We start from the raw sequence: 13,284 nt of genomic DNA on the forward strand, positions 1-13,284 counted from the left end.
GTCATCGCAACATGCGAGAACGAATCATCATGGCCCGGAATTGAGAGGAAGCAGCACATGAAGGCGGCAAAACTTTCCAACAACAAAAGGCGCCAACTCGTCTCGCTTGCCGATCAAGCGAAGTCCCGACTTCAGGGAAAGCACTACGCCGCAGCAGATCAACTTTGCAATCAGGCAGACAAGATATACAAAGACCATCCTGAAATCATGAATGTTCGTGGTTTGATCTCTCTGCTGAAGGGAGACAACACTTCCGCCCTGAAGTGGCTTTCCAGTGCCGCTGAAGCCGCACCGAAGCAAATCGAGATTCAGGCCAATTACGCCGGATGCCTGATTCTTTGCGGCCAGGAAGAGCAGGCTCTGGAGATTTACCCAAAAGTCGTACAGGAACTGCCGCGTCAGGGTGAAGTCCATCTCGGCTATGCTACCGCACTGGCTGCAGCAGGTGAGTATCGTCTGGCCATCAAGGTTCTCGAACATGGCTTGAGCATCAACCCCAAGCATCTCCGCATGTACAAGAAACTTGCTGACATCTACAACGATCTAGGTGAAACCGAAAACTCCATAGATCTCATGGAAAAAGCCCGGCAGCTGTCACCTGATAATATTGACATTCTATTTGATACGGCCATTTACCTGATTGGCCAGGGCAACATTGAGTCGGGTCGGAATTTTCTGAAACAGGTAATAGAGCGCAACCCTCAGCATATCAATGCACTCTCCCTGCTGGCAAACAGCAGCAAAGAGGGAAATGACGCCACCCTGGCATTAATCAGACAGGTCTATGACCAGAGTGAGGCCGGCAGCCAGCTTCATGTTACAGCAGCTTATACCCTTGGCAACGCAGCTGAATCACATGGGGATTACGAGCAGGCTTTTGGGCTCTGGCAGGAGGCCAACGCGCAGCGTCGCAAAACCTTCACATATGAGGCCAGCAGCGTTAAGTCGATGCATGACGCTATCATTGCCGCATTCCCCGCCTCACGCTTTACCCCCACCCCCGATGCCGGCATCTCAACATCCGGGACGTCACCCGTTTTTATCGTTGGCACTCCTCGTAGCGGCTCCACCCTGCTGGAGCGGGCGCTTATCCATCATCACGACCTGAGCAGTATCGGAGAGATCGATGTGATCGAACAGGCCATTGTCGGCCGCAAGCGCAAGGTGCGCGATCAGCAGCCTCTGGAGATGATGCTCTCATCTGACAACACCCTCCTCCGCGAAGTGGGCTTCGAGATCCAGCGGCGACTGCAAGAGGAGCACCGCATTGCAGGCAGGGCGGTTTGCAAAGCACTGAACTATTATATGTATGCCGGACTGATCGCAGTGGCCATGCCAGGCGCGCGCATTATCCATATAAAGCGAAACCCCTTGGCGGCATGCCTCTCCATGTTCAAGGAGGATTTTGGCAGCTCCCAGCCATACAGCTACGATCTCGAGGAGATGGGCCAGCGCTATCAATGGTATGACGCTATGATTCAGCACTGGCGCCAGGCACTTCCGGAACATGTTATGCTGGAGACAAGTTACGAGAGTCTTGTGAGCGATCCCGAGCCTGAGCTGCGACGCATTCTTGCCTTCTGCAACCTCGAGTGGGATCCCGCCTGCCTTGCCACCCACGAAGCAAAGGGTACAGTAGCCACAGCCAGTCTCATTCAGGTGCGCCAGCCCATTCACAAGAAATCGATTGCCCGCTGGAAACACTACGAAGAACAGCTCGCTCCTCTCATGAAATTCGTAAAGGACCAGGTAACATGAAAACGAAGGCTTCATCCAGAAAGATTTCCAACAATAAGAGGCGCCAACTGAACCAGATCGCCCAACAGGCGCTGCTGCATATTAACGACGGAAAAATCCTGGCTGCAGCAACCCTGTGCGACAAGGCTGACGATATTTTTAAAAACTTTCCTGAGATCATGTATGCGCGTGGCATGATTGCCGCTTTTCAGGAGGATTACCCCACTTCATGCAAATGGCTGGAACCGGCTTGCGCCGCCATGCCAAAACGCTTCGATTGCCTGGCCAATCTTGCCAGCAGCATGTCTCTATGTGACAGAAAGGAAGAGACCGCTGCGATTTTCCCCCGGATCATGGAGAAGGCACCGGATCTATTCGAGAGAATGAACGGCCATGCTGTTTTTGGTGACCTGCTTATCGACCTTGGAGAATACCAGCAGGCCATGAAACTCTTAGGGCAGGCGGTTGCCAGAACCAACTCGAAAGATGCAGATACAGCTATCAAAGCCTCTGGGCTGTATAATGAATTCGGGAAGCCCGATGTTGCAGTTTCACTGCTTGAGAAGGCGCAAACGACAGCGCCGACTGATCCAAGAATCCCTTACGAGATTGCAACCATCCTCATCAAGCAAAACCGGAACGAAGAGGCCAGGGCCTTGCTGAAGAAGGCTTTGGCCATAAAGCCAGGCTTTATTGATGCTTTGTTCCTTCTCATAAAAACCGGGCCATATCAGGGAATGGAGGATGACCTGGCCAAAATGCGCGAGATCTATCGGCAAGCTCCCCCGGAAAGCAGCCATCGCATTTTACCCGCCTTTGCACTTGGTGATGCTGAAGACAAGGAAGGTCACTATCCTGAAGCCTTTGACTACTGGAGTGAAGGCAACCGAATTCACAGGAACCATACAGGATACAACGAGCAGGATCAGGAGAGCATCCACCAGGCTGCTATCGAGGCATTCCCCGCGCCCCGCTTTTTGCATGAGACTTCCGAGAACTGCAGCAGCGCATCTCCCATCTTCATTGTTGGCATGCCACGCTGTGGATCCACACTGCTTGAACGGGCCCTCTCCCGCCATCCTATGCTTACCGATGCCGGCGAAATCGATGCCCTGGGTCAATCCATCGCCGGTCGCATGCGCTTGAGAAGCAATCAACTGGTCATCGAAAACCTGAAGACATTGGATGACGAAGCCCTGCTTGGAGTAGGCAGAGAATACATCCGCCGAATCAGGAACGAATATCAAGTCGAAGGAACGGCCGTAGACAAATCTCTGGGCAACTATCTCTTTATCGGAGCAATTGCCAAAGCTCTCCCCAATGCACACATCATCCATATACAACGTGAGCCCATGGCCTCCTGTCTCTCCATGTTTCAGGCGAACTTTGACAATGTACACTACTCCTTCAACCTCGATGAGTTGGGGCGTCAATATGCCCGCTATCAGAAGCTCATGCAGCACTGGAGAAACGTGCTGCCGCAAGGAGTAATGTTTGAGACCAGCTACGAAAACCTGGTCAGCAATACCGAGGCAGAATTGCGGCGCATACTGGAATACTGTGGCCTCGAATGGCATCCTGATTGCCTGGCCACGCATAAAGCCACAGGATCAGTGAATACTGCAAGTCTGTTCCAGGTTCGACAGCCCATTCACCAGAAATCCGTCGCTCGCTGGAAGCACTACGAAGAGCAGCTTGCCCCACTCAGGAAATACATCAAAGCGTCGTCGAATTCGTAATCAGACATTCGGCCATGCTTCCACACCCACAAATCCAATCGCCTCTATATAAATAATAGGTTAATCTGCAACCATGACATCGCGCCTTACCATATCCGACCTTGCCAACTGGTTTGCCGATGGCAACAAACCTCGCGATCAGTGGCGTATCGGCACTGAGCACGAGAAGGTCGGCTTCTGCATGGATACGCTTAAGCCCATCCCCTACGAGGGTGAACGCAGCATCAACAGCCTGCTGAAGCTGCTTTCAGAACAGAACTGGCAGCCAGTTGAAGAGAGCGGGAACATCATCGCCCTGAAAAAAGGACTGGCTTCGATCACGCTTGAGCCGGGTGGGCAGCTTGAACTCTCTGGAGCTCCCCTCGCCACGATTCATCAGACCTGTGAGGAGACCACCGGTTATCACAGGATTCTGAAGGCGATCACCGACGAACTGCGCATCGGCTTTCTCGCCGTCGGCTTCCAGCCGAAATGGCAGCAGGCCGATATCCCGTGGATGCCCAAGGCCCGCTACAGGGTGATGCGCAACTACATGCCGAAGGTGGGTAGTGGCGGACTCGACATGATGCTGCGCACCGCCACGGTGCAGGCCAACCTCGATTTCGGATCGGAGGCGGACATGGCGCGCAAGATGCGCATCTCCCTCTGCCTGCAGCCACTGGTTACCGCCCTCTATGCAGCAAGCCCTTTTGAAGGCGGCAAACCATCCGGGTTCCTCTCGCGCCGTGCCGCATGCTGGCTCGACACCGACCCGAATCGTACCGGCATCCCCGCCTGCGCCTTTGAAGAGGACTTTGGGTTTGCCGCATATACGGAGTGGGCACTGGATGCACCGATGTACTTCGTGATCCGGAATCGTACATATATAGATTGTGCCGGCGCCAGTTTCCGCGACTTTCTGAACGGCAACCTTTCCCAGCTGCCCGGCGAATATCCGACCATGGCGGACTGGGAACTGCATATCTCCACCCTCTTTCCCGATGTGCGCCTTAAACAGTACATGGAGATGCGCGGTGCCGATGCCGGGCCATGGCCGTGGATCTGTTCACTGCCGGCACTCTGGAAGGGCCTGCTCTACGATGAACAGTCGCAAACAGAAGCGTGGGAGATGATCGCCGACTGGAGCCATGGCGAGGTGGTAAAGCTGCGGAGCGAGGTTCCGAAAACCGCGCTGGCCACCCCGTTCCGGGAGACAACCGCATTGCAGCTGTGCCAACAGATGCTGGAGATCAGCCGGGGCGGCCTTGAACGGCTAAATGCCCTGAACAGCTCAGGGGAAAACGAAACTATATTCCTGAAGCCGCTGGAAACTGCCATTGCGGCAGGACAGACACAGGCTGAATTCTGGCTCAACCTGTACAACGGCGCATGGAACAGAAATATCGACCGTGTCTTCTTTGAGGCGATGCACAACTAAACAAACAATTAAGAAACCAGTATTATAAGAGTGACTGAAATGGATTTAATCACCGAACAGACAGAAGCAACCTCCTGGCCGGCTCATGCTGCCGCTGTGGGAACCCATGACACCGTAATGCGTGTGATCAGGAAGCACCTCCCCTCATTAACAAACAGGCGGACATGTGACTTGCCATGTGGAGCAGGCCTCTTCTCAAAACGGTTGCATGAAGAGGGCGCTGAAGTCTTCGCCTTTGATATAGAAGATGTCCGCCCATATTATGGCCCTTCCACTTCCCGTGCCCTCGCCAATGCCAACGATTTCCTGCCCATTGCCAACAACACATTCGATCTCATGGTAAGCATCGAAGGTATCGAGCACGTAGAAAACGGCTCCCAGCTTCTTCGCGAGATGGCACGGTGCACTAAAGATGATGGTATCATGGTTATCAGCACACCGAATACGGACAGTTTTCGCTCACGAATTGTCACAATATGGAAAGGCTACCCGAAATATTTCAACCCAATGGACATGGAGAGCAAAGCATCAGGGCATCTGCAGCCGGTAGATATGGTCTTTATGCATGGGGCGGCTAAAAAGGCCGGCCTGGAAATCATCGACATACAAACTGTGCAGCAGAACAGGGACAGAGGTGTTGCCCTCTGGCTTCAAGAGCTGGTGCGCCCATGGTTCACCCGATCACTGCCGGAAAAGATGCGCGGCAAAGTCCCATTTTACGGGGATGTTATTATCTACGTTCTTAGGAAACAGCCTGTTAACTCCTGAACTCAGGCGGTCAGTTCGATGGTGTTGCCGTCCGGATCGCGGCAGAAGAGCGCCTGCCTGCCCGACCTGCTTAATGTGTATGTGACTCCCGCCGCACTAAGCCGGCCTTCGATCTCAGTGAAATTATCGACCTGCATCGCAAGATGGTTGTCGCGACCACCATGTTCAGACTTGTCACATCCGGCATAGGGATTATCCAGCAGCATCAGGTGAATCTGCTGCCCGCCATCCAGACCATACCACAGCCCGTCGAACCCGAGATCGGGGCGCTCTATCCGCTTCAGCCCCAGAATGCCCTCGTAAAAGCTTGCCGACCGCTCAAGCTCAGCAACAATCAACCCTGCATGCATAATTTTCATGGATTCATGCCCGGCATTACTCGTGGCCCCAGAGCCATGCAGCGCCACGCACACCGGACGAATCACCATGTTTCGGCGGCAGCAGCTGCGTGGTTACCTCATCGGAGAAGATATATCGGCCCCACAGCTTAGGCACCTGATCATAAAGCATTTTGATGTTGGAGAGGCCGCCGCCAAGCACAATCACGTCGGGATCGAGGATATTGATCACGCCCGCCAGCGCACGCGCCAGACGGTCACAGTAGCGCTCCAGCGTAAATCTGCAGAGAGGGTCGCCCTGCTCGACTCCGGCAGCAATCTCATCCGGCCTCATCAGGCCCCCGCCTGAGCGCAGATGATCATCCGCCATGGCCGGGCCGGAAAGCCAGGTCTCGATGCACCCTTTGCGGCCGCAGTAACAGCCATGCCCGGTGAGTTCGCTGCCGAATGGGGATGGCAGCGGATTATGCCCCCACTCTCCTGCAATGCTGTTGATGCCACTCAGCACATGGCCGTTGACGACAATGCCTCCGCCAACCCCGGTGCCGAGAATGACGCCGAACACAACACCTGCACCGGCAGCTGCGCCATCAACCGCCTCAGAGAGGGCAAAACAGTTGGCATCATTGCTCATGCGCACCTCCCTGCGAAGCTCCGCCTCAATATCCTCTTTCAGCATCTGTCCATTCAGGCAGGTGGAGTTGCAGTTCTTCATCAGACCGGTTTTCAGGGAAATCGCCCCCGGTGTGCCGATACCGATACTGGCCGCCGCCGCCAGTTCCCTGTCCGCTTCGCCAACCATCTCTGCGACTGTTTTAACGGTCGCCATATAGTCTTTGGCCGGAGTGGCGCGGCGAAAGCGGAGCAGCTCATTCCCATCACGATCCATGGCAATCAACTCAATCTTGCTGCCGCCAAGGTCGATGCCGATACGCAGGCCATTTTTATCCAATACATTCATGCAGCTTATGATTGTCTGAAGCGGAGCTAACTGCAACAATGCGCATCCTTATGAGCACTTCAAATGCAAACATCCTCGACGGCAAGGCTCTTTCCGACCGCATGCGCGGTGAACTCGGTGAAGAGGCTTCTCTACTGACAAAAAAGCATGGCCGCGCGCCCGGACTCGCTGTAATCATTGTCGGCAATGACCCGGCCTCCCACGTCTATGTTAAAAACAAGAAACTGGGCTGCGAAAAGGCGGGAATCCGCTCCTTTTCACACGAGCTTCCTGCCGACACCACACAGCAACATCTGCTCGGCCTCATCTCTGAACTGAACCATGATCCGAAGGTTGATGGCATTCTTGTGCAGCTCCCGGTTCCCGCCCATATCAACCCTGAGACGATCATCGAAGCGATCGATCCGGGCAAGGATGTTGACGGCTTTCACCCCTATAACGTCGGTCGCCTCGCGGCTCGACAGCCCGCGCTTCGATCCTGCACACCCTACGGCTGCATGAAACTGCTTGCCGAGACCGGCATCGATCTGCACGGAAAGGAGTGTGTGATTGTCGGCGCATCCAATATCGTCGGTCGCCCGATGGCGCTTGAGCTGCTGCTGGCCGGCGCAACCGTCACCGTCTGCCACCGATTCACCCGAAACCTGCAGCAGCATATTGAGCGAGCCGAAATCATCATTGCTGCGGCCGGCAAGCGCGGGCTGATCAAGGGCGAGTGGATCAGGGAGGGTGCCATTGTTGTTGATGTCGGCATCCACAGAATCGAGGACGGCTCGCTGACCGGTGATGTCGAATTTGCGACGGCGAGCAAGCGGGCGGGCTGGATTACCCCCGTACCGGGCGGTGTCGGACCGATGACCATTACCATGTTGCTGGCCAATACCATTCAAGCCTTCAAGGCACATCTGGGAGACGAGTAGATGTCAGAACTTGCAAAAACACCGCTCTTCTCGGAGCACGTTGCCATGGGCGGCAAGATGGTCCCCTTCGCTGGCTTTGAGATGCCGGTGCAGTACAAGAGCGGCGCCCTTAAAGAGTATACCTTCGTACGTGAAGGTGGTGCAGGCATTTTTGATATCACCCATATGGGGCAGGTACGCGTATCGGGGGCAGAGGCTCTCGCTTTCCTGCAGCATGTCACCACCAACGATGTATCGAAACTGGCCGACGGGCAGGTGCACTACTCTGCCCTGCTCAATAATGCCGGCACATTCATCGACGATATCACCACCTACAGGATTTCAGACACCGAATACTACCTCTGTATCAATGCCGCCAACCGCCACAAGGATGTAGCCCACCTTCAAGGTGAGGCAAAGCGCTTCGATGTGACGGTGAGCGACGAGTCCGACGAGACCACGCTGCTGGCGCTGCAGGGTGCTGCGGCGCAGAAAGCCCTGCAGCCGCTGGTTGATGGTGACCTTGAGAACATCGGTTATTACAGGTTTGCGCAGGTTGTGATCGGTGGTGCTGATGCAATTGTCTCCCGCACCGGCTATACCGGTGAAGACGGTTTCGAGATCTATATCCCGAACCATATCGCCGTGGATGTGTGGAAACAGCTGCTGGCAAACGGTGCCGAACCAATCGGCCTTGCTGCCCGCGACATGCTGCGCACCGAGATGGGATATGCGCTCTACGGCCATGAGATATCAGACCAGGTGACGCCGGTGGAAGCGAAACTGATGTGGATCACCAAACTCGACAAGGGTGACTTTATCGGCAAATCAGCTGTTGAGGCACGCAAGGCAGAAGGGCCAAGGCAGCGCCTGATCGCACTGAAGCTGACCGGACGAGGCATTCCTCGCGAGCACTATCGCGTATTTGCCGATGGCGTGGACACCGGCGAAGTGACTTCCGGTATGTTTAGTCCTATGGCGGGAGGGGTTGCTCTCGCTTATGTGAAACCCGAGCATGCCGAGACGGCTGCGCTTGCCATCGAAATTCGCGGCAATAAGGTGGAAGCCGAGCGCACCACTTTACCATTTGTGCGCAGCAACGTACGACGCTAAATTTAGCCGACACTAACCGGGTTGAGGAGAGGTCATGACAATTCCTGCTGATTTGAAATATACCAAAGATCACGAGTGGGTGCGTATCGAAGGCGATATCGCCACCTTCGGTATCACCGACCATGCGCAGGAAGCACTTGGCGATATCGTATTCGTGGAGCTGCCAGAAATTGGCCGCACTATCGATGCAGGCGAAGCCTATGCCGTGGTTGAGTCAGTCAAGGCCGTTTCCGATGTCTATGCACCTGCTGCCGGTGAAGTGGTCGAGGTCAATGAAGATCTGGAAAGTGAGCCCGAAAAGGTGAACAGCGACGCTTACGGTGCCGGCTGGATTGCCAGGGTAAGGATGAGCGGTGACACCATCGAACTGATGAGTGACGACGAGTACAACACCTTCCTGGAAGAGTAATTATCAATCGCTTTGATGAAAAAGGCTCGGATGGCCAGATGGCTTCCGGGCTTTTTTGATTTTAATTCAATGGATAAACCGAGAATATCATGAGATTTTTACCGCACACGGACACCGACAGATCAGCCATGCTCGAGGCGATGGGCGCTTCATCCATTCGCGACCTTTTTGCCGATATCCCTGCTGAGTTCCAGCTAGAGAGAGGCAGCCTTGGACTAGAGCCGGCGCTCTCTGAAGCGGCCATCGTACGCAAGTTCACCAGGGCTTCCGAAAAAAACCGCAACGCCACCAACAGCCGATATTTTCTGGGCGGTGGCACCTACCACCACTTCGTTCCTGCCGTGGTCGACTATGTGATCTCGCGCGGCGAGTTCCTCACCGCCTACACCCCATACCAGCCGGAAATTTCGCAGGGCACACTGCAGGCGCTCTTCGAGTTCCAGACCATGATCGCTCGCCTGACCGGCATGGATGTCTCAAATGCCTCGATGTACGAAGCGGCCACAGCTACGGCCGAAGCCGCATTGATGGCGCGCCGGGTCACCCGTAAATCCCGCGTGGTGATGGCGGGATCGGTGAACCCACGCTACCGCAGCGTTACAGCAAATTACCTTTCTCGCCTTGAGGGCGAATATACTGAAGTAGACATGGGCGGCTTCGGCACCGATCTCAGCAAGGTGATTGCCGCCATTGATGAGACTACCGCCTGTGTAATCGTCCAGTACCCGGACTTCTATGGCTCGGTTTATGACCTGGCACCATTGCGTGCTGCCTGCGACGCAGCCAAGTGTCTGATGGTGGTCGCCTTTTCTGATATTTCCGCCTTCGCGCTGATCGAATCGCCCGGCGCCATGGGGGCAGATATTGCGGTTGGTTCCGGCCAGGCGCTCGGTATCCCGATGGGGTTCGGCGGACCGCACCTCGGGCTCTTCGCCTGCAAGCAGAAACACCTGCGACAGATGCCGGGACGCGTCTGCGGTCTGACTACGGATGTGAACGGCAAGCGCGGTTTCGTGCTCACCCTCTCCACCCGTGAACAGCATATCCGCCGCGAAAAGGCGACCAGCAACATCTGCTCCAATCAGGGACTGATGTGCACTGCCGCCGCCACCTATATGACGCTGATGGGAGAGGCAGGGCTGGAAAAGGTGGCCCGACACTCTGCCGCTGCCCTGCAGATGCTGGTGACAAAGCTGCCTGCACACGTTACAGCTCCCCTCGACGCCCGTTACAACGAAACCGTACTGAGCTTCAGCGATCAGGCGGCACGCGACCGCTTCCTCGCAACTGCCCGTTCTGAGGATATCTTTGCCGGCATTCCACTTGAGCAGATCGAGCCGGGAGCCGGGGCAAACCACCTGCTGGTTGCCACCACCGAGATGGTGGAGGAGTCCGATATCGCAGACTTTATCGCAGCGCTGGAGGTGGCCAAATGATCAATCCTGACTACAAGTACTCCGGAACCTGCGGAATCCAGCATGAAGAGCCGCTGCTCTTCGAGCATGCCCACGATGCACCCGAAGCTCTCAATATGCCGGGTGTGGATGGCGACATCTCCCCTGAACTCGCCGCCTTTGCACGCAAGAGACCAACCAATATTCCGGGCCTGTCGGAGCCGGAAACGGTGCGCCATTTCGTTCGCCTTTCACAGTGGAACCACGGCATCGAAACAGGCTTCTATCCGCTCGGCTCCTGTACAATGAAGTACAATCCGCGTGTCAACGAGCAAGTGGTTCGTCTGCCGGGACTCGCCCATATTCATCCGGATCAGCCGGAAGAGAGCGTTCAGGGTGCGCTGGAACTGCTCTATGAGCTGCAGCAGTGGCTGGGGGAAATATCCGGACTTCCGCATGTCACCCTGCAGCCTGCTGCCGGAGCACATGGCGAACTGGTTGGCCTGATGATGATCCGCGCCTGCCTCGATGCTCGCGGAGAATCAAATCGCCGCAAGGTACTGGTTCCCGACTCAGCCCACGGTACCAACCCTGCTTCCGCAGCACTCTGCGGCATGCAAACGGTTGAACTGAAATCGGGGGCTGACGGCCGCATCGATCTGGATGAACTGAAAGCGCATCTGGATGGCGATACTGCTGCGCTGATGATGACCAACCCGAATACAGCCGGTGCTTTTGAATCGGATATCAGGGAGATTTGCCAACTGGTGCACGATGCCGGCGGCCTCGTTTATGGCGATGGCGCCAATCTCAATGCGCTGGTCGGCGTGGCCCGCCCCGGGGATATGGGCATCGACTGCCTGCATATCAATGTGCATAAAACCTTCTCTACTCCGCATGGCGGTGGCGGCCCGGGTGGTGGCCCTGTCGTTGTGAATGAAACACTGGCCCCCTACCTGCCAGTTCCCCGCATAGAGAAACAGGGTAGTCAGTACAAGCTGATTCACCATGATCAACAATCGATTGGCCCGGTACTTGGCTCTGCAGGCCAGATCGGAGTCATGCTGCGCGCCAATGCCTATATCTCAGCCTTTGGCCGCGAGCATCTGCACAAGATTGCCGAAGATGCGGTGCTGAACGCCAACTATGTGCTGCACCGTCTGAAAGAGCGCTACCACGTACCGTTTGAAGGGCTCTGCAAGCATGAGTGCCTGCTCACCGACGAATATCAGAACAGTCACGGCGTAAAAACGCTCGACATTGCCAAACGGCTGATCGATCTCGGCTTCCATCCGATGACCGTCTACTTCCCGCTGATCGTACATGGGGCGATGCTGATCGAACCGACCGAAACCGAGTCCCGCGAGACGCTTGATGCCTTCTGCGATGCAATGCTGGAGATTGCGGATCAGTGTGAAGCCGGTGAAACAGAAATGCTGCACGATGCGCCGGTCAAACCGTTCCGCCGCAGGCTCGATGAGACCCAGGCAGCAAGAAAACCGGTACTGGTCTGGCAGGAGTAATCACGCTTCACCAGGAGAAGCCTGTATAGCTAAATTGTGAATGTCTGCTATGAATAAGGTGATGCAGTTCTCTGCTTCATCATCATTAACAGGGCGGAAATATATGGGCATTCACATCACGCTTCATGCAGGTCGTAACTTTATTCTCGCCATCTTTCATGGTCCCGTGACGGCCCATGAGTTAGAGAGCTTCGTAGATGAGCTGCTTCTGGATAAATATGACACCAAAGACAAAGTGCGACTGGCGATCCTGAGTGAGGGTGCATCCGCCTCCCTGTTGAGGTATCACACCATATGCGCCGCAGGAAAAAGGATGCGTCTCGGCAGGCATCGACAACACCGCGGAAAACTGGCCATTATCGCCAGAAGCAGGGTGGGTTTTGGTCTTGCCAAGATGTATCAGATGGCGACTGAAAAAGTTGAACCCAGCGAAATTCTGGTGCTGCATGGTGATGGCCTGGAATCAGCGACGCAATGGCTAGGCATCAGCGACCTTTCAGCCAACATCCGGCAGATCTTAAACTGCGTTGAGCAGGGTGTTGAGAGGGGATTATCTACTCAAATGATCCGCTAAAGCAGCGCTTTTCGACCACGAAATAACCGTGGGTTGAGGGCTGCTCGCTGTAACTTACGCGAATGCGCGCATCCGGATTGAAGGTCTGGCTGGTACCGAAGATCACCTGCTCCTGGTGCGTCAGCATGGCATGTTGCGGATATACAAGCTCAAGCTGATCATCACCTTGCCAGCGGATGATCGCGTCAAAGCCATGGCGCATGGAAAAGCTGAACATGCTACTGTTAAATGACTCTGAGGCAGGGCGAACGTTGAGCTTCGTTTCCCGGTTCACATCCTGCACCCCATCTGAAACCAGATAGATTGTGGCGATTTCGCCCCCATCCGGTGAAGGGCACTCAAAGAGAATATCGGTTTTTTCACTGCCGCAACCGGACATAAGCAGCAGGGGCAATGCGAATAAAACAGGCCT

At 55.2% G+C, this 13,284-nt stretch carries 13 protein-coding genes; 10 read left to right on the plus strand and 3 right to left on the minus strand.

The window, feature by feature from the left end; all coding sequences use genetic code 11:
• Positions 1-57 precede the first annotated feature (57 nt).
• The 4 genes from Ga0123462_RS10790 (at position 58) to Ga0123462_RS10805 (ending at position 5,661) form a co-directional block, all read left to right on the plus strand.
• Positions 58-1,758 carry a tetratricopeptide repeat-containing sulfotransferase family protein gene (locus tag Ga0123462_RS10790; RefSeq protein WP_100266305.1) on the plus strand — a complete coding sequence of 567 codons (1,701 nt, stop codon included), beginning with the start codon at positions 58-60 and terminating at the stop codon, positions 1,756-1,758.
• Positions 1,755-3,476 carry a tetratricopeptide repeat-containing sulfotransferase family protein gene (locus tag Ga0123462_RS10795; RefSeq protein WP_100266306.1) on the plus strand — a complete coding sequence of 574 codons (1,722 nt, stop codon included), beginning with the start codon at positions 1,755-1,757 and terminating at the stop codon, positions 3,474-3,476. The genes Ga0123462_RS10790 and Ga0123462_RS10795 overlap by 4 nt, the downstream gene beginning before the upstream one ends.
• A gap of 73 nt (positions 3,477-3,549) precedes the next feature.
• Positions 3,550-4,893, plus strand: coding sequence for a glutamate--cysteine ligase (locus Ga0123462_RS10800; RefSeq protein WP_100266307.1), 1,344 nt, complete (start codon positions 3,550-3,552; stop codon positions 4,891-4,893).
• Positions 4,894-4,932: 39 nt separating this feature from the next.
• Entirely contained in the window at positions 4,933-5,661 is a 729-nt protein-coding gene (locus Ga0123462_RS10805; protein ID WP_100266308.1) for a class I SAM-dependent methyltransferase, read from the plus strand.
• Positions 5,662-5,663: 2 nt separating this feature from the next.
• Here the strand turns inward: Ga0123462_RS10805 and Ga0123462_RS10810 are convergent, their stop codons facing one another.
• Both Ga0123462_RS10810 and Ga0123462_RS10815 read right to left on the minus strand, forming a co-directional pair.
• A complete protein-coding gene (locus Ga0123462_RS10810) occupies positions 5,664-6,020 on the minus strand; it encodes a VOC family protein (RefSeq protein WP_100266309.1) in 357 nt (118 codons plus the stop codon).
• Positions 6,021-6,036: 16 nt separating this feature from the next.
• Positions 6,037-6,960: an ROK family protein gene (locus Ga0123462_RS10815; RefSeq protein ID WP_232726452.1), complete on the minus strand. Its 924-nt coding sequence runs from the start codon at positions 6,958-6,960 to the stop codon at positions 6,037-6,039.
• Positions 6,961-7,010: 50 nt separating this feature from the next.
• Here Ga0123462_RS10815 and folD point away from each other — a divergent pair, with 50 nt between their 5' ends.
• From folD to Ga0123462_RS10845, 6 genes are all read left to right on the plus strand, one after another.
• Positions 7,011-7,880 (plus strand): bifunctional methylenetetrahydrofolate dehydrogenase/methenyltetrahydrofolate cyclohydrolase FolD, encoded by an 870-nt coding sequence (folD, locus tag Ga0123462_RS10820; protein WP_100266602.1) that lies wholly within the window; start codon positions 7,011-7,013, stop codon positions 7,878-7,880.
• Complete coding sequence (gcvT, locus tag Ga0123462_RS10825; RefSeq protein WP_100266310.1) at positions 7,881-8,972, plus strand: glycine cleavage system aminomethyltransferase GcvT; 1,092 nt, start codon at positions 7,881-7,883, stop codon at positions 8,970-8,972.
• Between the two features lie 34 nt (positions 8,973-9,006).
• Positions 9,007-9,381, plus strand: a complete 375-nt coding sequence (gcvH, locus tag Ga0123462_RS10830) for a glycine cleavage system protein GcvH (RefSeq protein WP_100266311.1) — start codon at positions 9,007-9,009, stop codon at positions 9,379-9,381.
• 89 nt (positions 9,382-9,470) lie between these two features.
• On the plus strand, positions 9,471-10,817 hold the full coding sequence (gene gcvPA / locus Ga0123462_RS10835; protein WP_100266312.1) for an aminomethyl-transferring glycine dehydrogenase subunit GcvPA: 1,347 nt from the start codon (positions 9,471-9,473) through the stop codon (positions 10,815-10,817).
• The gene (gene gcvPB / locus Ga0123462_RS10840; protein ID WP_100266313.1) at positions 10,814-12,298 is read left to right on the plus strand and encodes an aminomethyl-transferring glycine dehydrogenase subunit GcvPB; all 1,485 of its coding nucleotides are present in this window, start codon (positions 10,814-10,816) and stop codon (positions 12,296-12,298) included. The genes gcvPA and gcvPB overlap by 4 nt, the downstream gene beginning before the upstream one ends.
• A 49-nt stretch (positions 12,299-12,347) precedes the next feature.
• On the plus strand, positions 12,348-12,872 hold the full coding sequence (locus Ga0123462_RS10845; protein ID WP_100266314.1) for a hypothetical protein: 525 nt from the start codon (positions 12,348-12,350) through the stop codon (positions 12,870-12,872).
• On the opposite strand, the gene Ga0123462_RS10850 is transcribed toward Ga0123462_RS10845, so the two are convergent.
• A complete protein-coding gene (locus tag Ga0123462_RS10850) occupies positions 12,853-13,266 on the minus strand; it encodes a hypothetical protein (protein ID WP_157821343.1) in 414 nt (137 codons plus the stop codon). The two genes, Ga0123462_RS10845 and Ga0123462_RS10850, sit on opposite strands and share 20 nt — an antisense overlap.
• Positions 13,267-13,284: the final 18 nt, after the last annotated feature.

This window comes from Mariprofundus ferrinatatus, from assembly GCF_002795825.1.
Classification (GTDB): Bacteria; Pseudomonadota; Zetaproteobacteria; order Mariprofundales; family Mariprofundaceae; genus Mariprofundus; species Mariprofundus ferrinatatus.

Bases quoted from the DNA above. Each gene is read 5' to 3' on its own strand.
- Ga0123462_RS10790 (WP_100266305.1), top strand. From the start codon at position 58: ATGAAGGCGGCAAAACTTTCCAACAACAAAAGGCGCCAACTCGTCTCG.
- Ga0123462_RS10795 (WP_100266306.1), top strand. From the start codon at position 1,755: ATGAAAACGAAGGCTTCATCCAGAAAGATTTCCAACAATAAGAGGCGC.
- Ga0123462_RS10800 (WP_100266307.1), top strand. From the start codon at position 3,550: ATGACATCGCGCCTTACCATATCCGACCTTGCCAACTGGTTTGCCGAT.
- Ga0123462_RS10805 (WP_100266308.1), top strand. From the start codon at position 4,933: ATGGATTTAATCACCGAACAGACAGAAGCAACCTCCTGGCCGGCTCAT.
- Ga0123462_RS10810 (WP_100266309.1), bottom strand. From the start codon at position 6,020: ATGAAAATTATGCATGCAGGGTTGATTGTTGCTGAGCTTGAGCGGTCG.
- Ga0123462_RS10815 (WP_232726452.1), bottom strand. From the start codon at position 6,960: ATGAATGTATTGGATAAAAATGGCCTGCGTATCGGCATCGACCTTGGC.
- folD (WP_100266602.1), top strand. From the start codon at position 7,011: ATGAGCACTTCAAATGCAAACATCCTCGACGGCAAGGCTCTTTCCGAC.
- gcvT (WP_100266310.1), top strand. From the start codon at position 7,881: ATGTCAGAACTTGCAAAAACACCGCTCTTCTCGGAGCACGTTGCCATG.
- gcvH (WP_100266311.1), top strand. From the start codon at position 9,007: ATGACAATTCCTGCTGATTTGAAATATACCAAAGATCACGAGTGGGTG.
- gcvPA (WP_100266312.1), top strand. From the start codon at position 9,471: ATGAGATTTTTACCGCACACGGACACCGACAGATCAGCCATGCTCGAG.
- gcvPB (WP_100266313.1), top strand. From the start codon at position 10,814: ATGATCAATCCTGACTACAAGTACTCCGGAACCTGCGGAATCCAGCAT.
- Ga0123462_RS10845 (WP_100266314.1), top strand. From the start codon at position 12,348: ATGAATAAGGTGATGCAGTTCTCTGCTTCATCATCATTAACAGGGCGG.